Origin of the sequence: Streptomyces sp. NPDC048643 (assembly GCF_040650615.1) — a bacterium.
In the GTDB taxonomy this organism is placed as follows: domain Bacteria; phylum Actinomycetota; class Actinomycetes; order Streptomycetales; family Streptomycetaceae; genus Streptomyces.
Window position 1 is genome coordinate 77,178 of record NZ_JBEZHO010000004.1, and the last position, 19,212, is coordinate 96,389.

The 19,212-nt window shown below is 71.8% G+C and carries 15 protein-coding genes; 5 read left to right on the plus strand and 10 right to left on the minus strand.

From position 1 onward, the window contains the following. Nucleotides 1–20: 20 nt before the first annotated feature. Nucleotides 21–1,385, minus strand: coding sequence for a glycosyl hydrolase (locus AB0C62_RS05670; RefSeq protein ID WP_362969853.1), 1,365 nt, complete (start codon nt 1,383–1,385; stop codon nt 21–23). A 237-nt stretch (nt 1,386–1,622) separates the two neighbouring features. Here AB0C62_RS05670 and AB0C62_RS05675 point away from each other — a divergent pair, with 237 nt between their 5' ends. Continuing rightward, entirely contained in the window at nt 1,623–3,089 is a 1,467-nt protein-coding gene (locus AB0C62_RS05675; RefSeq protein WP_362969855.1) for an ATP-grasp domain-containing protein, read from the plus strand. Continuing rightward, on the plus strand, nt 3,089–4,360 hold the full coding sequence (locus AB0C62_RS05680; protein ID WP_362969857.1) for an FAD-dependent oxidoreductase: 1,272 nt from the start codon (nt 3,089–3,091) through the stop codon (nt 4,358–4,360). Before AB0C62_RS05675 ends, AB0C62_RS05680 begins: the two co-directional genes overlap by 1 nt. A gap of 73 nt (nt 4,361–4,433) precedes the next feature. Here the strand turns inward: AB0C62_RS05680 and AB0C62_RS05685 are convergent, their stop codons facing one another. The 3 genes from AB0C62_RS05685 to AB0C62_RS05695 form a co-directional block, all read right to left on the minus strand. After that, nucleotides 4,434–5,471, minus strand: a complete 1,038-nt coding sequence (locus AB0C62_RS05685; RefSeq protein WP_362969859.1) for a chaplin — start codon at nt 5,469–5,471, stop codon at nt 4,434–4,436. A 106-nt stretch (nt 5,472–5,577) separates the two neighbouring features. Then, nucleotides 5,578–5,835 carry a chaplin gene (locus tag AB0C62_RS05690; RefSeq protein ID WP_081217348.1) on the minus strand — a complete coding sequence of 86 codons (258 nt, stop codon included), beginning with the start codon at nt 5,833–5,835 and terminating at the stop codon, nt 5,578–5,580. Between the two features lie 354 nt (nt 5,836–6,189). Further along, nucleotides 6,190–6,606: a rodlin gene (locus AB0C62_RS05695; RefSeq protein WP_362969861.1), complete on the minus strand. Its 417-nt coding sequence runs from the start codon at nt 6,604–6,606 to the stop codon at nt 6,190–6,192. A gap of 251 nt (nt 6,607–6,857) precedes the next feature. Between AB0C62_RS05695 and AB0C62_RS05700 the strand changes: the two genes are divergently transcribed. Together AB0C62_RS05700 and AB0C62_RS05705 are read left to right on the plus strand one after the other, a co-directional pair. After that, the gene (locus tag AB0C62_RS05700; RefSeq protein WP_081217350.1) at nt 6,858–7,271 is read left to right on the plus strand and encodes a rodlin; all 414 of its coding nucleotides are present in this window, start codon (nt 6,858–6,860) and stop codon (nt 7,269–7,271) included. 204 nt (nt 7,272–7,475) lie between these two features. Then, complete coding sequence (locus AB0C62_RS05705; RefSeq protein WP_081217351.1) at nt 7,476–7,886, plus strand: rodlin; 411 nt, start codon at nt 7,476–7,478, stop codon at nt 7,884–7,886. Nucleotides 7,887–7,971: 85 nt separating this feature from the next. On the opposite strand, the gene AB0C62_RS05710 is transcribed toward AB0C62_RS05705, so the two are convergent. From AB0C62_RS05710 to AB0C62_RS05725, 4 genes are all read right to left on the minus strand, one after another. Then, entirely contained in the window at nt 7,972–9,891 is a 1,920-nt protein-coding gene (locus AB0C62_RS05710) for an AMP-dependent synthetase/ligase (protein WP_362969863.1), read from the minus strand. Between the two features lie 110 nt (nt 9,892–10,001). Beyond that, the gene (locus AB0C62_RS05715; protein WP_362969865.1) at nt 10,002–11,612 is read right to left on the minus strand and encodes a von Willebrand factor type A domain-containing protein; all 1,611 of its coding nucleotides are present in this window, start codon (nt 11,610–11,612) and stop codon (nt 10,002–10,004) included. A gap of 208 nt (nt 11,613–11,820) precedes the next feature. Next, complete coding sequence (locus AB0C62_RS05720; protein WP_362969867.1) at nt 11,821–12,684, minus strand: ABC transporter permease; 864 nt, start codon at nt 12,682–12,684, stop codon at nt 11,821–11,823. Next, nucleotides 12,681–15,365, minus strand: coding sequence for an alpha/beta fold hydrolase (locus AB0C62_RS05725; RefSeq protein ID WP_362969869.1), 2,685 nt, complete (start codon nt 15,363–15,365; stop codon nt 12,681–12,683). Before AB0C62_RS05725 ends, AB0C62_RS05720 begins: the two co-directional genes overlap by 4 nt. 116 nt (nt 15,366–15,481) lie before the next feature. Here AB0C62_RS05725 and AB0C62_RS05730 point away from each other — a divergent pair, with 116 nt between their 5' ends. Then, complete coding sequence (locus tag AB0C62_RS05730; RefSeq protein ID WP_362969871.1) at nt 15,482–15,892, plus strand: GNAT family N-acetyltransferase; 411 nt, start codon at nt 15,482–15,484, stop codon at nt 15,890–15,892. 43 nt (nt 15,893–15,935) lie between these two features. Here the strand turns inward: AB0C62_RS05730 and AB0C62_RS05735 are convergent, their stop codons facing one another. Together AB0C62_RS05735 and mmsA are read right to left on the minus strand one after the other, a co-directional pair. Further along, complete coding sequence (locus AB0C62_RS05735; RefSeq protein WP_362969873.1) at nt 15,936–17,333, minus strand: APC family permease; 1,398 nt, start codon at nt 17,331–17,333, stop codon at nt 15,936–15,938. 376 nt (nt 17,334–17,709) lie between these two features. After that, a complete protein-coding gene (gene mmsA / locus AB0C62_RS05740; RefSeq protein ID WP_164370573.1) occupies nt 17,710–19,212 on the minus strand; it encodes a CoA-acylating methylmalonate-semialdehyde dehydrogenase in 1,503 nt (500 codons plus the stop codon).

Here is a 19,212-nt window from a genome sequence, read left to right on the forward strand (position 1 = left end):
GACCCGCCGCCACCCGGGGTTCACCGGTTGCGCGACCACCAGTCGAAGCGCAGGCACAGCTTCCCGCCCATCCAGTACTCCACCCAGTCGCCCAGGTCGAGCGGCGAACAGTTCGGCGGGGGAAGGGGAACGGGCGTGACCGGCTTGGTCGGCTCGGGCTTCGGCGTGGGCTTCGGTGTCGGCGTGGGCGTCGGCTCCGGCGACGGCGGGGCCGTCGGGTCGGTCCGTCCGGACAGCGCGGCACGGTAGGCCTGGGACGCCTTCGGGTTGTCCTCGCACTGCCACACGCCGTGCGGACAGTAGTCGGTGAGGGTGTTGTACAGCGGCTTGTGCTCGTCGATCCACCCGAGCATGCGCTTCATGTACTCCGCGTTGTCGCCGTTGCGGAACAGCCCCCATTCGGGATAGGAAATGGGCTTGCCGTGGGCCTTCGCGAAGTCGACCTGCTCCTGAAGCCCGTACGGCTCCTTCACCTGCTCGTCGAATGAGAGCCCCGACGGCTGGTCGTACGAATCCATGCCGATGATGTCGACCGTGTCGTCCCCGGGATAGCACTGTGTCCAGGGAATGCCGTCCCGGCCGCGGTTCGGGGCGAAGTCGAACTTGAATTTCTGCCCCGGCACCGCGCGCATGGTGGTGACGATTCTGTTCCAGTACTTCTTCCAGGCCTCCGGGTCGGGACCGCAGCGATGGGTGTACGTGATGCCGTTCATCTCCCAGCCGAGCACGATGACGGTGTCCGGCACCTTCAGCTCGACGAGACGCTCGGCGAGCGCGCGGAAGTGGCTGTCGAACGCTCCGGAGGAGGCCTCGGCGAGCAGGCTCCTGACCTCGCTGTCGGAGACCCGGTCCTCGTTGCGCTCCATCATCGGGACGTTGAGGACGAGCATCCGGTCGGCCTGCTCGCGACGCCAGTCCGCCCAGGCGTCCAGGAAGCCGGGCGCGCCCTCGATGTTGCTCCAGCGGTCACCGGGCAGATACGTGTGCCCGACGCGCAGTTCGGTGCCGCCCAACCACTCGCTGAGCTGGGCGATGCGGGCGATACCCCTGGCGCCGTAGTCCAGGTAGGCGCCGAAGGCGGGCTGCGCGGCGTCCGGTTGGACGGTGGGCGTGGGCGTCGCGCCGGTCGCCGCGGGCTTGCCGGACGCGGCGGGCGCGCTGATCGGCGGGCTGGGAACCGGAAGCGGGGTCTGGGCCCCGCCGGTGGTCGAGGAGGCCGCGGGCGGTGCCACCACCGTGGGCGTCGGAGCCGGCGGATCGCCGACCCGACCCACCCCGGCGCCCACGGCGTATCCCGGACCCGACGCGAGCGCGACCGACGTGACGATGCCGGCCGCGACGAACGCCAGCCTTCTGTTCCGGGGCCGATGCTGCTGTGGGGCCATGCCTGCTCCTTTCTCCCTCTTGTTTCTCGGATTTACATCTCCGATTACTGACACTCAGTCATACGAATACCCATTCCGCCAACCGAGGCCCCTGCCTCCGCACCTGATGATCACCCGCACGGGTGACCCACTCGTGCGCGCGTCCACCACGGAACGTCCGGTCCCGTTCCCGAAATCACCCCCCGAAGCGTTCCCCACCCCTACAACGACCCTGTCGCCGATCCGAAGGAAAAGCCTGTGCAGATTCTCGACACCCGGGTCCCCGCCGTTCTGCTGCGCATCGACCGGAATCCCTTTCACCACGGAACTCTGGGGGCCGTGCGCTCACTCGGCAGAGCCGGTGTGGAGGTTCATGTCGTCGCGGACTCCGAGGGAAGTCCCGTCCGCAGATCGCGTTTTGTGTGCGAGATGCATCCCCCGCCGCCGCCGGGTTCGTCCACCGCGGACATCGCCGCGGTGTTGCGCCGAGTGGCCGCCCGGGTGTCCCGGCCGGCCGTACTGGTCCCGATGGATGACGCGAGCGCGCTGGCGGTGGGCCGCATGGGCGAGGACCTCGCCGACGGGTATCTGCTGCCGCAGCAGCCCGGCGCCCTCGCCGAACGCGTCGCCGACAAGGCCGAACTGGCCGCCGTCTGCGCGAGCGTGGGAGTTCCGCACCCGGTGACCCTGATCCCGGAGAGCCCGGCGCAGGCCGCCGCCGCGGCCTGGCAGCTGGGGCTGCCGGTGATGGCCAAGTGGAGCCGCCCGTGGCTGATCCCGGCCGGGACCGGACTGCGCAGCACCGTCGTGGTGCGCTCGGCGCGGGAGGCGCAGGACCTCTATCTGCGCAGCGCGGAGGCGGGCAGCCCGCTGCTGCTGCAGGCCTTCCTGCCGCCGGGGCCCGATCGCGACTGGTTCTTCCACGGATACGTCGGCCGGTCCGGAGCGACGCACGGCGGCGGCGCCGGCCGCAAGCACCTGTCCTGGCCGCGTGGCGCGGGCCTCACGGCGGTCGGCCGCTGGACGCCCAACCCCGAGCTGGAGACGCTGGTCGAACGGCTCACCGGCGCCCTCGGCTACCGGGGCATCTTCGACCTCGACTTCCGCAGGGACGGCACGACGGGCCGCTACCACCTGCTCGACTTCAACCCCCGTCCCGGCGCCCAGTTCCGGCTCTTCGAGGACGGCGGCGGCCTGGACGTCGTCCGCGCCCTGCACCTGGATCTGACCCACCGTCCACTGCCCGATCCGGTTCCTCTTCCGGGCCGCGCGTTCGTCGTGGAGAACTACGCTCCGCTCGGCGCCCTGCGTCCTCGCCCGGCGGGGCGCGAACTCGCCTGGCACGCGCCGGACGACCCCGCGCCGGGCCGGGCGATGTGGAGCCTGTGGACCCGGCACGTGCCGCGGCGTCTGACCCAGCGCGCCGGCCGTCTGCTGTGCGGACCGGCCGCTTCGCGGGAATCCGACGACGTCACGACGGGTCGCACGGCGGAGCGGGAGCGGGCGGCGGTGACCGAGGCGCTCGAAGAGCTCGCGGTCCCCGTGGAGGGACCGGACGCCCCCGGCCCGGACCCGACCGTCGTCCGCCCGCGCGGCGAAGCGGTCACCCGCCCCGAGGCCAGGACCGTCCCGGTCCCCGCTCCCCCGCCCGCCCCGTCGGCCGACACTCCGGCCGGTCCCCTTGCCGACTCCCTTGCCGACGACGAGAAAGCGAGCAGCCGCTGATGTACGACCTCCTGGTGGTGGGAGCCGGACCCTACGGCCTGTCCATCGCGTCCCACGCCGCGGCCGCCGGGCTGAGCCTGCGGGTCCTCGGCCGCCCCATGGCCTCCTGGCGGGACCACATGCCCGGCGGCATGTTCCTGAAGTCGGAGCCGTGGGCGTCGAACCTCTCCGACCCGGAGGGCCGCTGGCGTCTGGAGACGTACTGCGCCGGCCGGGGGGTGCCAGCCCGGCACGGCGAACCGATCCCGGTCGGCATGTTCGCCTCGTACGGCCTGTGGTTCGCCCGCAACGCCGTGCCGCACGTCGACGAGCGCATGGTCGTCCGTGTGCGGGCCTGCCCCGGCGGGTTCGAGGCGCTGATCGACGACGGCGAGGTGCTGCGCGCCCGGACGGTCGCCCTGGCCGTCGGTGTGATGCCCTTCGTCGAGGTGCCGTCCGTGCTGCGCGACCTCGGCCCCGAGCAGGTGTCGCACAGCAGCCACCACGGCGACCTCTCCCGCTTCCGGGACCGCGACGTCACCGTGATCGGAGGCGGCCAGGCGGCACTGGAGACGGCGGCACTGCTCGCCGAACAGGGCACCCGGGTCAGGCTGCTGGCCCGCGCGGGCCGGCTGCGCTGGAACGACGTGCCGCCCGACCGGGACCGGCCGTGGTGGCGGGCGGCCCGTGCCCCGCACAGCGGTCTCGGCTGCGGCTGGCGCAACTGGTTCTACGCCGAGCGCCCCGGTCTCTTCCGCCGGCTCCCGGAACCCACCCGGACGCGGATCGCGGCCACCGCGCTGGGGCCCGCGGGGGCCTGGTGGGTGCGCGACCGCGTCGAGCCCGTCGTCGAGCTGATGCTGGGTCACGAGGTCACGTCGGCCTACGCGTCGGGGATCGGGCTGCGCGTCGAGACGGTGGACGCGGACGGTACGCCGACCTGTCTGGAGACCGACCACGTCATCGCGGCCACCGGCTTCCGGGGCCGGCGCGACCGTCTCGGCCTGCTCGCCGGCGAACTCCGGGCGGGCGTGGCGGCCCTGCCCGACGGTTCCCCCGCCATCGGCAGGGACTTCGAGTCCTCGGTGCCGGGCCTGTTCATGGCCGGTCTGGTCACCGCGTCCGCGTTCGGGCCCGCCATGCGTTTCGTGCAGGGCGCCGGCTTCACCGCGGACACCCTCGTGCGGGGCGTACGGCGAAGGCTGCGCACGGGGCCGAGCGGCGCGCGGGTTCCCGCGCCCGCGTCACGCCTGCCGAGGGGATCCGACGAGGGGCTCGGCGCGCGGAGCTGACCGGCGGGCCCGGGGTCCGGGGGCACGACGGTTCGGGGGTCGGACGCGGTGACGCGTCCGGCCCCCGGTGGCGTCAGGGACGCGACGCGACGCGGCTCCGCCGGTACATCACCGTGCCGCCGGCGAGCAGAAACAGGCTGACGGCCGCGGTCGCCGGGAGACCCGCCCCGCCGGTCTCCGCCAACGCGGCGGGGTGCGTGGACCGGTGGTGCTCCGGGGCGGGCGGCGCGGGCGGCTGCTCGTGGACCGTGGGCGGCGGGGTGTACGAGACGGGCGTGAACGGCGTCTCGGTGGGCGGGTGTTCGTGCGTCGGCGGGGGCGTGAACGGCGGGGTGCAGTTCTCGTCCGGGGTGGACCCGTAGCCCCCGGGGGTGTGCTGGTGGCCGCACTCGTTGCCGAACACCGGGTTCCCGATGCCGATCACGTCGACGGTGTCGCCGCACAGCTCGACCGGGGCGTCCACCGGGGCACCGGCGTGGTTGCCGGAGAGCACACCCGGCGAGCCCTGGGCCCCGCCGTGCGCGGAGGAACCACCGTGACCGCCGTGCTGACCGTGACCGTGTCCGCCGTAGCCGGAATCCCCGTAGCCCGAGTCCCCGTACCCGGAGTCGCCGTATCCGGAGCCTCCATGGCCGGAGTCGCCGTAACCCGAGTGACCCTGCCCCGAGTCGCCGTACCCGGAGTGGCCGTGGCCCGAATCCCCGTAGCCCGCATCCCCGTGGCCGGAGTTCCCGTGGCCGGAGTTCCCGGGGCCGCCGCCGTACGCTCCGCCGCCGTGGCGGCCGCCCTGGTGGCCGGAGCCGCCGTGGCCGGAGCCGGTGTCCTGCTGGGCTGGGATGCGCGGCGCGGCGTGCCTGCCGTGCGAACCCGACGGGTTGGCACAGGAGTTGCCGAAGGCCGGGTTGAGCGCCGCGACCACGTCGACCGTGTTGCCGCAGGCGTTCAGCGGCACGTTCACCGGCACCTGGACGTTGTTGCCCGACGCGACGCCCGGGGAGCCCGAGGCGGCCGACACCGCGCCGGAGTCCGCGAAGGCCGGGCTGGCGTACAGGGACATGATGCTCGTCGCGGCCGCCGCCACGACCACTCCCCTACTCAGGTTCTGTCGCACTCTTGTTGTCTTCCTGCTGGTAGAAGTGAGGAAGCCGGCCTCGGCCCGCACTGCGGTCCAAGGCCGGCCGTGGCACAGCCGGGGGCGGCTGAGGTGCCGGGAGACGTCAGTCGTTGACGCAGGTGTTGCCGAACGCCGGGTTCAGCAGAGCGATCACGTTGATCGAGTTGCCGCACACGTTGACGGGGATGTGGACGGGAACCTGGATCACGTTGCCCGAGAGGACACCGGGAGAGTGGACGGCGGCACCCTCGGCACCCGCGTCCGCGAAGGCCGGGGCAGCCATGCCCAGGGCCATGATCGCGCCGGCGACGACAGCAGCGCTCTTCTTGTGCTTCACGTGCTTTCCCTTCTCTGCGGTCATGCCCCTTTGTCGGCCGAAACCGAGCGAGCACAACTTGAACGGCTCGCACCATGACCTGCAGGCTGTAAACGAGGGACGGACGACCGAAGAAACTGCGCAGTGCGCGCCGCTTGTTAATTCACTCGAATCGCCCTGACGGGAAGGAGGCACAAGCGGCCACAGCAGGAGAAACGCTTCTGTCGGGAGCGCGGCGAAGAAGAAGCGTTTCGCTGGAAAAGGAGAGAAACGTTTCCCAGGGGGTGTTCACGCACGGGGTGTTTCGGCAGGAAAAGACGTCACCGTACGGGGGGTACGCGAAACCGGGCCCGGGTCGCGCGCGTCGGACGGAGCGCGCGACCCGGGCCCGGCCGGGGGTCAGCTGCCGAGGGAGCCGTTGCCCGACAGGACCGGGATGTTGTCCGCGATGTGCGACAGCGGCTCGTCACCCTTGGCCTGGGTGGAGTTCTCGGCGCACTGCTGGTTCTGCGGAGCGGAGAGGACCGGCACGTCCTGAAGAGCGGTGACCGGGACCAGGACGCCGACGAGCGAACCCGCGTTGACCTTGACCGGCACACCGAGGCAGAGCTTGTTCAGCGAGCCCTGCACGAGCGAGGCCTGCGGGCTCAGGTCGCCCTTGGCGACGGAGTTGCCGTACGACTGCTCGGCACCGTTCCCGTTGGTGGTGGTGACGCCGTCGTCGTTGCCGATGGCCAGCGCCTGCGGGGCGGCCGCCGCCGAGACACCGACGACGGAAGCCGCGACAGCAGCCACGGCCATTGCCTTCTTGAGCATTTCTCCGGGTTCCTTTCCTACCTGTGACACATATTCCTGCTCCCACATCAACCGGAGCCCGCCGGATTGGTTCCGCGACATCACCCGATCGGACCGTTCATCCCGTCCGAATTCACGGAACCTCTGGCCCGAGCACGTGACGTTCACGCCGCGCACATGGGCCATTGGGGTGAATCGCAGCAACTATGCGGGCCGGGTCCAGTTGTCCAGGTCGCTCCGGTGGACGGGGTTACTCCAGAAGGGATCAGCAAGTGATCAAGAAGGTTATGGCTGCTGCGGCGATCGCCGCTTCCGTCGTCGGAGCCACGGCTGCCGCCGCGCCGCAGGCGCTGGCCATCGGCAACGACGGTGGTGTCACCACCACCCAGGGCAACGGCGCCGCGCAGATCTACGGCAACCAGGCCACGTACGGCAACATGAGCCCGCAGATGGCGCTCATCCAGGGCTCCCTGAACAAGCCCTGCATCGGCCTGCCCGCCAAGGCCAACCTCGCCTCGCTCGTCGGCCTCGTGCCGGTCACCGTCGCCCAGGACGTGCCGATCCTGTCGGCCCCGCAGAACCAGCAGTGCACCGAGAACTCCACCCAGGCCAAGGGCGACGAGCCGCTGTCGCACATCCTGGACAACATCCCGGTCCTGTCGGGCAACGGCTCCCTCGGCAGCTGACCCTTCGCCGCGTACAGCGGGCCGTCCGCATCTCCGGCGGCCCGCTGCCGCTGTCACCTCCACGACGACAGCGGCGGCGACGTCCCGGCCCCGGAAACTTCCGGTGGGCCATTCGGGGCACACCCCGCAACCGCACCATCCGCAGCACTGTTGATCATGACGCGGCTCCGCTCGGAGTCCGCTCTCCGAAAGGGCAAAACCACCATGAAGAAGCTCTGGGCGACCGCGGCCATTGCCGCTTCCATCGCCGGTGTCTCGGCTGCCGCCGCGCCCCAGGCGCTCGCCATCGGCAACGATGACGGTGTCACCACCACGAACGGCAACGGCTCCGTCCAGAAGTACGGCAACCAGGCCACGCACGGCGACATGAGCCCCCAGCTCTCGCTCGTGCAGGGCTCCCTGAACAAGCCCTGTGTCGGCCTGCCCGTCAAGGCCAACCTGGCCTCGCTCGTCGGCCTGGTCCCGGTCACCGTCCTCCAGGACGTGCCGATCCTCTCGGCGCCGCAGAACCAGCAGTGCACCGAGAACTCCACCCAGGCCAAGGGCGACGAGCCGCTGTCGCACATCCTGGACAACATCCCGGTCCTGTCGGGCAACGGCTCGGCCGGCAGCTGATCACCCTCAGCTCCGCGGACAGCGGGTCGCTCTTCGGAGCGGCCCGCTGTTCCCGTGTCCGGGGACGGTTGGGCCGGTCTGCCCGTCAGTTCCCGTACAGCGCCTCGATGTCGGCCGCGTGCACCGTCGTCACCGCGTGCCGCTTCACCTTCAGGGACGGCGTGAGCAGGCCGTTGTCCTCGGTGAACTCCCCTTCCACCAGGACGAACGCGCGGATGGACTCGGCCCGGGAGACGGCCGCGTTGGCGTGGTCCACCGCCTTCTGCACATCGGCGCGCATCCGGGGATCGCTCACGAGGTCCGAGAGCGGGGTGTCCGCCGGGAGTCCGCGGACGGCGAGCCAGTGCGCCACCGCCTCCGGGTCGAGGGTGATGAGGGCCGCGACGAACGGGCGGTTGTCGCCGACGACGAGACACTGGCCGACGGGGGCGCGGCTGCGCAGCCGGTCCTCCAGCACGGCCGGAGAGACGTTCTTGCCGCCCGTGGTGATGAGGATGTCCTTCTTGCGGCCGGTGATGGTCAGGTACCCGTCCTGGTCCAGGGCGCCGAGGTCGCCGGTGGCGAACCAGTCGTCGGTCAGGGCGGCGTCGGTGGCCGCCGGGTTGTTCCAGTAGGCGCCGAAGACGACTCCGCCCCTGATGAGCACCTCGCCGTCGTCGGCGATCCGCACGGCGGTGCCCGGGATCGGCAGGCCGACCGTGCCGGGGCGCGGGCCGAGCGGTGGGACGACGGTGGCGGCGGCGGTCGTCTCGGTGAGGCCGTAGCCCTCGTAGACGAGGATTCCGGCGGCGTAGAAGAACAGGTTGAGGTCGCGGTCGAGCGGGGAGCCGCCGCTGATGGCGTAGTGCGCGCGTCCACCGATCTCGTTGCGGATGCGGCGGTAGACCAGCAGGTCGTAGAGCGCCCAGGCGGCGTACAGGCCGATGCCGGGGCCCTTGCCGGTGCCGAGGAACTTGTTCAGGTACGCCTCCCCGAAGCGCACGGCGACGCGGTCGGCGCGGTCGAAGGAGGCGGCGCGGCCCATCTTCTCGGCGGTGGCGCGGCCGGTGGCGTGGATCTTCTCGAAGAGGTACGGCACGCCGACCAGGAAGGTGGGCCGGAACTCCTTGAGCGCGGGGCGGAGTTCGTCGGGCTTGATGCTCGGGCAGTGGCCCAGCTCGATGCGGGCCATCAGGCAGGCGATCTGCAGGGTGCGGCCCATGATGTGGGCGAGCGGAAGGAAGAGGAGGGTGGAGGCCGTCTGGCCGGTGACCTCCTTGAAGAGGGGGTGCAGCAGCTCGACGGTGTTGGCGGCCTCGGCGTGCAGGTTGGCGTGGGTGAGGACGCAGCCCTTGGGTCTGCCGGTGGTCCCGGAGGTGTAGCAGACCGTCGCGACCGTGTCGGGGGTGAGCGCGGCGCGGCGTTTGACGACCTCCTCGTCGGTGATGTCCCGCCCCAGGGAGGCGAGTTCACCGAGGGCTCCGGCGTCGAGCCCCCAGACGCGCGGAGGTTCGGGGTGGCGGGCGGTACCGGTGGTCACGGTGTCCGCGTTGCCGGGGGTCTCGACGATCACGAAGCGGGCGCCGGAGTCCCGGACGATCCACTCCACCTGCTCGGCGGAGGAGGTCGCGTAGACGGGAACGACCTGGCCGCCGGCCGCCCAGATCGCGAAGTCGAGGACCGTCCACTCGTAGCGGGTACGGGACATCACGGCGACCCGGCCGCCCGGTTGGAGGCCGGCCGCGATCAACCCCTTTGCCGTGTCGGTGACTTCACGGGCGAAGGCGGCGGCGGTCACCGAGGTCCACGCGCCGTCGGCCGGCCGGCGCAGCACGATCGCGCCGGGGGCCTCGGCCGCGTTGGTGAACGGCAGGTCGGCCGTGCTCCCGGTGGTGGGAGCCGGTGCCAGACGGGCGGTACGTGCCTCGCGGACCGTACCGCTCTCGTCCCGGACCAGCTCCAGCTGACCGCGGCTCGGCAGGCCCGCACGCCGCTTCGCCCGCTTCAGATCCTTGCGTACGCCCATCACGGCTCCCGGTCGCAGGGTCCTTACTCCCGGGTCAACTTACTCGCGCGTAACAGAAATTCAATGGGTCGCGCACGATCAGTTCCCGCGGGAGGGGTCCCGGGTGGGGACTACCCGACGCAGTCCGCGTCGCAGACGTTCAGGTCGTCGGCCTGGCCGATCGCGGTGGCGAGTGCCTCGACGTCCTTGTCGCCGGTGGCACGCGCCAGATCGCGGGTGCGGGAGGCGAGTTCGCCGAGCGGGCGCCCGCCGGGCAGGGCGCTCCAGCGCGCGTCGCCCGAGCGGAGGGCGTCGGCGAAGTAGGCGGCCACGGCGGTGATCTGGAAGGCGGGCGGGGCGGCCCAGACGTCGTCGCGCAGCGAACCGGTCCCCAGCCGGCCGGAGTTCTCGTGCGGGGTGCGGCTGTCGGGGTCGAGCCAGCGGACGGTCGCGGTGGCGAGCCGGCCGGAGGCGCCGGGGCGGGTGCGGACGGCGTAGAGCGCGGTGACGGTGTGGCCGGGGCCGACCTCGCCGCCGTCCACCCGGTCGTCGCGGAAGTCGTCGTCGGCGACCTTGCGGTTGTCGTAGCCGATCAGCCGGAACCGCTCGACCGTCTCGGGGTCGAAGGCGACCTGCGCCTTGGCGTCGCGGGCCGTGAGGTCGATGTTCTGCGGGAGTTGGTCGCAGAAGACGGTGTACGCGTCGTCGCGGCTGGAGACGTACGTCGTGTGGCCGTCGCCCTTGTCGGCGAGGCGTTCCATGAGGGCGTCGCCGTACTCGCTGCCGACCCCGACGCCGAAGAGCGTGATGCCGTGCTCGCGGCGGGCGGAGGAGATCCGTTCGAGGATGCTGTCGGCGTCGGTGTCGCCGGTGTTGGCGAGGGCGTCGGAGACGAGGACGACGCGGTTGGTGGCACCCTTGCGCAGGCCTTCGACGGCGGTCGCGTAGCCGGTCCGCACGCCCGCCCCGAGGTTGGTCGAGTCGGTCGGTTCCAGGCGGTCGATCGCCTTGTGGACGCGGTCGCGGTGGTCGCCGATCCGGGTCATCGGCAGGACGGTCTCGGCCTCGTCGCTGAAGGTGACCAGCGCGACCGAGTCGTCGTCGCGCAGCCGGTCGGTCATCACGTCGAGGGAGGCACGGGCCAGGTCGAGGCGCCCGGGTTCGGACATGGAGCCCGAGATGTCGATGACGAAGGTGAGGGCGGCGGGCGGGCGGCGGCTCTCGGTCTCGGCGGCCCGGGTGGCGAGGCCGACCCGGACGAGGGACCAGCGCGCGTCGTCGGTGCGGGCGCCGTCGACGGTGACGGAGAAGCCGTCGCCCTCGGGGCGTTCGTAGTCCTGGCGGAAGCTGTTGACGAACTCCTCGGGGCGGACGGTGGACGGGTCCGGGGCGCGGCCGCTCGCGAGGGAGCGGCGGGCGTAGCCGTACGACGCGGTGTCGACGTCGAGGGCGAAGGTGGAGAGGTAGTCGGCCGACGGGGTGGCGTCGGGGGCGTCCGACTGCTCGCCCTCCTGGTCGCGTTCCGCGCTGCCGCCGGTCGGCTGACCCGGGAGCGGGAGGTTGTGGCGTGACTTGCTCCCGTCGGAGGAGTTGTCGCCGCTGCCCGCGCCGCATCCGGTGAGCAGGACCGCGCCGGCCGCGGCGAGGGCGAGCAGCGGGAGGCCCAGGCGTCGGCCCGCCGCCCGGGCACCGCTCGTCCTGGTTTTTCCGCCGGACGCTGTGCGTATGTGGTTCTTCCCCATCCGTGCCCCCTCGGTCGTACGGCCCTTGTGTGGCCCGACGTGTGTGACTGTGACGGCCGAGGGGGCCCGGACGAGCGCTCAGGAGCGTTGCGGAAGAGTCTCGAACCGGCCACGGCGGCGGGGCTTCGAGACCGGTGGGTGATCTTCCGGAGACCTGGGGGTGTCGTCGGGTGCCGCCGGGTTCGGCCGGCGGCACCCGACGACGCGGCTACGACACGATGTCCTTGTGCCGGAAGCCGCGGAAGGCCAGGGCGAACAGGACGAGGGCGTACGTCACCGAGATCGCCGTGCCCTGGATCATGCCGCCCCATTCCGGGGTGGGCTGGACGGCGTCGGCCCAGGCGAACTGCCAGTGGGCGGGCAGGAAGTCGCGCCAGTGGCCGAGGGCGGTGACCGCGTCCAGGACGTTGCCCACGATGGTCAGGCCGACCGCGCCGCCGACCGCGCCGAGCGGGGCGTCCGTCTTCGTCGACAGCCAGAACGCGAGCGCCGCGGTGACCAGTTGGGACACGAAGACGTACGCGATGACGACGAGCAGGCGCTGGGTGGCGGTGCCCGCGGAGAGCGCGCCGCCGGTCGGGATCTCCAGCGGGCCCCAGCCGTACGCGGCGGTGCCGACGACGAGCGCGACGACCGGCAGCAGGACCATCGCGGCGAGGCTGAGGCCGAGCGCCACGGTGAGCTTGGACCACAGCAGCCGCGTTCGCGGCACGGGCGCCGCCAGCAGATAGCGCAGGGAGGACCAGCTGGCCTCCGAGGCGATGGTGTCGCCGCAGAACAGGGCGACCGGGATCACCAGGAGGAATCCCGCGGAGACGAACAGGTTCACCGCGGCGAAGTTGGCGCCCGACGCGGTGGCCGTGTCCATCAGGGTGACCTGGCCGTTCCGGCCGCCGGGTTCGCCGCCGATCGCGAACGCCGCGACGAGGACGAAGGGCAGGAGCGCGAGGATCGCGCCCATCACCAGGGTGCGGCGGCGCTTCAGCTGGCGGAGGAGCTCCACGCGCAGCGGCAGGGTGCGGCGCGCCCGGTACCCGTCCGCCGTCTCGGTCCGCTCGACGAGCGTGCTCATGCGGAGCCTCCGATCAGGGTGAGGAACGCGTCTTCCAGCCGGCGGTGGGGTCCCACCGACGCCACCGGCACGTCGAGGCGCACGAGTTCGGCGACGAGCCGCTGCGCGCTGCCGTCGGCGCCGAGGCGGACGAGCAGTCCGTCCTCGGTGGCGAGGGCCGACACGACGCCCGGGAGGGCGCCGACCTTCTCGACGACGGGTGCGTCGACGGGTGCTCCGGTGCCGACGAGCAGGGTGTCGCCGGAGCCGATGATCTCGGCGACGGGGCCCGCCTGGACGAGCCGGCCGCGGTCCATGACCACCAGGTGGGTGCAGGACTGCTCGACCTCGGCGAGGAGATGGCTGGAGACGATGACGGTACGGCCCGCGGCGGCGTACCGGATCATCACCCCGCGCATCTCGCGGATCTGCGGCGGGTCCAGGCCGTTGGTCGGTTCGTCGAGGATCAGCAGGTCCGGGAGGCCGAGCATGGCCTGCGCGATGGCGAGGCGCTGGCGCATGCCCTGGGAGTAGGTGCGCACGGCGCGGGCCAGCGCGTCGCCGAGATCGGCGATCTCCAGGGCCTCTTCGAGGTGGGCGTCCTCGGGAGGCCGGCCGGTGGCCTGCCAGTACAGCTCCAGGTTCTCCCGGCCGGAGAGGTGCGGGAGGAAGCCGGCGCCCTCGACGAACGCGCCGACCCGGGAGAGGACGGGAGCGCCGGGGCGGATGGCGTGCCCGAAGACGCGGATCTCGCCGTCGTCGGGCTTGATGAGGCCCATCAGCATGCGCAGGGTGGTCGTCTTGCCCGCGCCGTTCGGCCCGAGCAGGCCGAGGACCTGGCCCCTCTCCACCCGGAACGACAGGTCGCGCACGGCGTACCGGTCGGCCGACTTCGCGTAGCGCTTGGTCAGGTCGGTGATCTGGAGCGGGACCTCGGCGAGCGCGGGGTCGGGCGCCGGGGCGGTCGTGCGGCGGCGGCCGGTGACCAGCAGGGCCAGTGCGACGAGCGCGCCGGCGACCGGCAGCCACCACACCCAGGAGGGGAGCGGCGCGGCGGCGGTCGTCACGCCGGGTGCCGTGGGCACCTGGAGGCCGCTCTTCACCGAGACGGTGTACGTGGCCGGGGCGACCGGAGAGGCGTAGCCCAGGTCGGTCGAGGCGAGGACCAGGCGGAGCCGGTGGCCCTTCTGCACCTCGTGGTCGACGGCGGGCAGGGTGAGGCGGACGTCCTTGCCGGACTTCGCGCCCTCCACCCGCACGGGGGTGACGAGTTGGGAGGGCAGCACCTGGCGCTTGCCGCCGGGGCCGACGTCGTACACCTTGCCGAAGAGGACGGCGTCGTCGCTGCTCGACTTCACGTGCACCGTGACCGTGGGCGAGCCGGTGACGCGCAGGTCGTCACGGAAGGGCGCGGACTGGAAGTGGGCGTACTGGCCGGGGAAGTCGATGCCGATGCCGACGCCGAGGGAGGAGAGCTGGGTGAGGCCTCCCGAGTCGCCGAGACCCGGCAGGGCGGAGATGGCGGGCGGGCTGGCGCCGGCCGGGTTCTGGAAGGTCTGTTCCCGGCCGGTCAGCGCGACGGTGTGTCGGCCGCTCTCCAGTCCGGGGTAGCGGTCGGCGCTCGCGCCGCGCAGCAGGGCGGCGCCGTCGGTGGAGTCGATGCCTCCGGTGCGGGTGACGCGGAAGGCGGGGCCGGTGTCGGCGCCCTTGTCGTCCTTCAGGTAGCGGTCGAACCAGGAGGCGGCGCGGGAGCTGACGCGGTCCGCCTCCATGTCGCCGCCGTCGTGTCCGCCGGAGATCCAGTCGACCTTCACGGGTGCGCGGTTGGCGCGGAGCGCCTTCTCCATCGCGTCGGCCTGGCCGAGCGGGAAGAGGGAGTCCGTCTGGCCCTGCGCGATGAGGGTGGGCACCTTGATGCGGGAGGCGACGGCCTCGGGGCTGCGCTCCTGGAGGAGCTTCTCCGCCGCGGCGTCGGGCTTCCCGGACTCCGCGACCCGGTTGTACATCGCGCACAGCTCGGCCTCGAACCGCCGGCAGCCGCCGCCGGAGTTGATGAAGAGGCCGGCCCAGACCTTCTTGAACACGCCGTTCGGGAAGAGGGCGTCGGCGAGGTTCCAGTACGTGATGGACGGGGCGATGGCGTCGACGCGCGGGTCGTGCGCGGCGGTCAGCAGCGAGACGGCGCCGCCGTAGGACGCGCCGGCCATGCCCACGCGCGGGTCGCCGGTCTTGTCGAGCCGGACCTCGGGGCGCTTCGCCAGCCAGTCGATGAGCCGGGAGGCGTCGGCGACCTCGCCCCGCGCGTCGTTCAGTCCGATCTTCCCGTTGGACCGGCCGAAGCCGCGGGCCGACCAGGTCAGTACCGCGTACCCGTCGCGGGCGAGCTTCTCGGCCTCGCCGCGGACGTCCGCCTTGCTGCCGCCGAAGCCGTGCGCGAGAAGGACGGCGGGGCGGCGCTGTGTGGACGGGCCGGTGGTGAAGTACGAGGTGTCGATCCGCACTCCGCCGCCCATGGACATCATCCGGTCGCTGCGGTGCACGCCCTGCGGGTCGTCGGAGGCGACGGCCGTCCACGTGCCCGCGCCCGCGAGCACGACGAGCGCCGCGGCGGCGGCCGCCCACCTCCAGCGGGCTCGCGCGTCCGTCCGGGCGGGCAGGCGTCCCCGGCGCGGCAGCCGCGGCCGGGGCAGTCGAAGATCCATGCCTCAACGGTACGGGTGCCCACGGACATCCGGGGCAGCCGCCCGGCTGAACCGGGGCCCCTCCCACGGGAGTACGGTACGGCCCCCGCGTACCGCGTCCGTGGTACGAACGGGCCATGGAGATGCGCCGCGCCACCACCGTCGGGGAACTGACCGCCGCCGAGTACCTCTTCGACAACCCCGTGCGTCCCGAGTGGGCGCGGCGGTTCCTGGAGACCCAGGGGCACCACCTGTTCCTCGCCTACGAGGACGGGGAGCCCGTCGGCTTCGTCAGCGGCGTCGAGACCGTCCACCCGGACAAGGGCACCGAGATGTTCCTGTACGAACTGGCGGTGGCGGAGCCGTTCCGGCGGCGCGGGATCGGGCGGGCGCTGGTCCGTGAACTCGCTTCCCTGGCACGGGAACGCGACTGTTACGGGATGTGGGTGGGGGTGGACACCGGGAACGACGTCGCCCTCGCCGTGTACCGCGGTGCGGACGGCAAGGACGACGGGACGTGCACGGTGGTGACGTGGGACTTCGGCTGAGGCCGCCGTCCGTCCCGCGGGGCCGGGCGGCCCGGGGCGCCGGTCAGACCTGCTCGTCCTCCGGGATCGACACCAGCCAACGGGTGTCGCGGCGCGGGCGCAGGTAGAAGGCCCAGTACAGGGTGGCGACCGCCGTGATGCCGCCGGTCCACAGCAGGTAGACCGTCTCCTGCTGGGTCAGGATGTAGGCGAGGACCGCGATCAGCAGGACCGGGACGACGGGCCACAGCGGCATCCGCCAGGCGGGCGTGTGGCGGTGGTGGCCGCGCCGGGCGAGCAGCGCGGCGACCGCGACGAGCAGGTACATCGCCGTCACGGAGACACCCGTCACGCCGTACAGCGTGTCCAGGTTGACGGAGCAGAGGGCCGCGCCGGGGACGCCGACCAGGAGGGTGGCGACCCAGGGGGAGCCGAAGCGGCCGAGCCGGGACAGTCCCTTGTTGACCGGTCCGGGCCACGCCTTGTCACGGGCCGAGGCGAACAGCACGCGGGAGTTCTGGATGACCATGACGATGCCCGCGTTGATGATCGCGAGGGCCACGCAGAGGCTGACGAAGGTGCCGACGGCGGAGTTGGACCAGGCCGTGACCATGGTGCTGATGTCGCCGCCGGTGAGGGCGGACAGGTCGGGGGCGCCCATGGTGATGGCGACGACCGGGACCAGGATGATGACGGTGGAGATGGCGAGGGTGGCGAGGACCGTGCGGGCGACGTTGCGGCGCGGGTTCTCCAGTTCCTCGGAGAGGTAGACCGCGGTCGAGAAGCCCTGGGTGATGAAGAGGGCGATGGCGAGTCCGGAGACGACGAGCATGGCCGTCACGGTGTCCGTGTGGCCGCCGGAGCCGGAGACCTGCATGGAGACGAGACTGCCTGCGCCGCGCTCGCTGTGCGAGAAGCCGAGGACGGCGACGACGCCCGCGGCGATGACTTCGAGGACCAGGAAGATGCCGGTGATCCAGGCGTTGGCGCGCAGGTCGAGCAGGCCCGCGAGGGTGGCCAGGAGCATCACCCCGGCGCCGGCGATCGAGGGGTTCAGATGCACGAGGGGCGCGAGGTAGTCCGCGGTGCCCATGGCGATCACCGGCGGCACGATCATGACGACCAGCAGGGAGAGCACGAAGACCAGCCAGCCCGCGAGGCGTCCGGCCAGCGTGGAGACCATGGCGTACTCGCCGCCGGCGCTGGGGATGAGGGTGCCCAGCTCCGAGTAGCAGAACGCCACGGCGATACAGAGCAGGGAGCCGATCGCGATGGTGAGCGCGGTGGCCGTGCCGAGGGACGAGAAGAGGTCGGGGACCACGACGAACAGCGTCGACGCGGGTGTCACGCACGAGAGCGTCAGCAGGGTCCCGCCGACGATGCCGATGGAGCGCTTGAGCTTCTGGGGGTTCCCGGTCGCCGTGAGGGCGGCGGTCTCGACAGGGCGGAGCGTGTCGGTCATGAAGGCGGTTCCGATCGACTCGTGCGTCAGGTGGTTCGGGCGGGAGCGTTATCGCCTCCGGCGGCTCGTGTCGTACGTCTCGTCGTCCGCTCCCGCGTTGATGGAACCTTGACGGAAACCGTTGCGTCAATGGCCGTTTACCTGCGGAATCCGCAGCCACAAAGCGACGAGGGTCACAACGCTTTCTGAGGCACGGACGGCTGAGCACATCAATCAACAAGCCTCTGTGAAATGTGACCATGCTTTCGAAGGCATCAGCCGCAGATACCCTGCGCCACCCGGTTCCTCCCCCCTCCACGGGAATCGTTGCGGGCGTGTCAAAAAAAGATGAAGCCGTCCGCTATGCGGACGGCTTCATCGGGTGGTTCCGTGGGGCTCAGTGGTTGCGCGGGAAGCCCAGGTCGACGCCTGTCGGAGCCTCGGAGGGGTCCGGCCAGCGGGTGGTGACGACCTTGCCGCGGGTGTAGAAGTGCGTGCCGTCGTTGCCGTAGATGTGGTGGTCCCCGAAGAGGGAGTCCTTCCAGCCACCGAAGGAGTGGTAGCCGACCGGCACCGGGATCGGCACGTTCACGCCGACCATGCCCGCCTCGACCTCCAGCTGGAACCGGCGGGCGGCGCCGCCGTCCCGGGTGAAGATCGCGGTGCCGTTGCCGAAGGGGGACGCGTTGATCAGCGCCACACCCTCCTCGTAGGTGTCCACGCGCAGCACGCACAGCACCGGGCCGAAGATCTCGTCCTTGTACGCGTCCGCCGTCACCGGCACCCGGTCCAGGAGCGAGAGGCCGATCCAGTGGCCGTCCTCGTGGCCCTCGACCGTGTAGCCCGTGCCGTCGAGGACGACCTCGGAGCCCTGGGCGGCGGCGCCCGTCACGTACGAGGCGACCTTGTCGCGGTGGGCGGCGGTGATCAGCGGGCCCATCTCGGACGCCGGGTCGTTGCCGGGACCGATCTTGATCTTCTCGGCGCGCTCGCGGATCTTGGCCACCAGCTCGTCGCCGATGGAGCCGACCGCCACGACCGCGGAGATCGCCATGCAGCGCTCGCCGGCCGAGCCGTAGGCGGCGGAGACGGCGGCGTCGGCGGCCGCGTCCAGGTCGGCGTCCGGCAGGACCAGCATGTGGTTCTTGGCGCCGCCGAGCGCCTGTACGCGCTTGTGGTTGGCGGCGGCGGTGGTGTGGATGTGCCGGGCGATCGGCGTCGAGCCCACGAAGGACACGGCCGCGACGTCCGGGTGCTCCAGGAGGCGGTCGACGGCGGTCTTGTCACCGTGCACGACGTTGAAGACGCCCTCGGGCAGACCGGCCTCGGCGAGCAGCTCGGCGATCTTCATCGCGGCCGACGGGTCCTTCTCGGAGGGCTTGAGGACGAAGGTGTTGCCGCACGCGATGGCGATCGGGAACATCCACATCGGCACCATGGCCGGGAAGTTGAACGGGGTGATGCCCACGACGACGCCGAGCGACTGGCGGATCGAGGACACGTCGACCCGGGAGGCCACCTCGGTCGACAGCTCGCCCTTCAGCTGCACGGTGATCCCGCACGCCAGGTCGACGATCTCCAGGCCGCGCGCGACCTCGCCGAGCGCGTCCGAGTGGACCTTGCCGTGCTCTGCGGTGATCAGCGCGGCGATGTCGTCGCGGTGGGCGTCGAGCAGCGCGCGGAACTTGAAGAGGATCGTGGTCCGCTTGGCCAGCGACGAGGTGCCCCAGGTCGCGTAGGCCTCCTTGGCCGCGGCGACCGCGGCGTCGACCTCGTCGACGCTCGCGAACGCGACCCGCGTGGTCACGGCCCCGGTCGCCGGGTCCGTGACCGGCCCGTACGTACCCGAGACACCTTCGACTGGCTTGCCACCGATCCAGTGGTCGACGGTCTTCGTCAT

Bases quoted from the DNA above. Each gene is read 5' to 3' on its own strand.
- AB0C62_RS05725 (WP_362969869.1), bottom strand. From the start codon at position 15,365: ATGGATCTTCGACTGCCCCGGCCGCGGCTGCCGCGCCGGGGACGCCTG.
- AB0C62_RS05690 (WP_081217348.1), bottom strand. From the start codon at position 5,835: ATGACCGCAGAGAAGGGAAAGCACGTGAAGCACAAGAAGAGCGCTGCT.
- AB0C62_RS05710 (WP_362969863.1), bottom strand. From the start codon at position 9,891: ATGGGCGTACGCAAGGATCTGAAGCGGGCGAAGCGGCGTGCGGGCCTG.
- AB0C62_RS05705 (WP_081217351.1), top strand. From the start codon at position 7,476: ATGAAGAAGCTCTGGGCGACCGCGGCCATTGCCGCTTCCATCGCCGGT.
- AB0C62_RS05695 (WP_362969861.1), bottom strand. From the start codon at position 6,606: ATGCTCAAGAAGGCAATGGCCGTGGCTGCTGTCGCGGCTTCCGTCGTC.
- AB0C62_RS05680 (WP_362969857.1), top strand. From the start codon at position 3,089: ATGTACGACCTCCTGGTGGTGGGAGCCGGACCCTACGGCCTGTCCATC.
- mmsA (WP_164370573.1), bottom strand. From the start codon at position 19,212: ATGACGAAGACCGTCGACCACTGGATCGGTGGCAAGCCAGTCGAAGGT.
- AB0C62_RS05735 (WP_362969873.1), bottom strand. From the start codon at position 17,333: ATGACCGACACGCTCCGCCCTGTCGAGACCGCCGCCCTCACGGCGACC.
- AB0C62_RS05715 (WP_362969865.1), bottom strand. From the start codon at position 11,612: ATGGGGAAGAACCACATACGCACAGCGTCCGGCGGAAAAACCAGGACG.
- AB0C62_RS05720 (WP_362969867.1), bottom strand. From the start codon at position 12,684: ATGAGCACGCTCGTCGAGCGGACCGAGACGGCGGACGGGTACCGGGCG.
- AB0C62_RS05670 (WP_362969853.1), bottom strand. From the start codon at position 1,385: ATGGCCCCACAGCAGCATCGGCCCCGGAACAGAAGGCTGGCGTTCGTC.
- AB0C62_RS05730 (WP_362969871.1), top strand. From the start codon at position 15,482: ATGGAGATGCGCCGCGCCACCACCGTCGGGGAACTGACCGCCGCCGAG.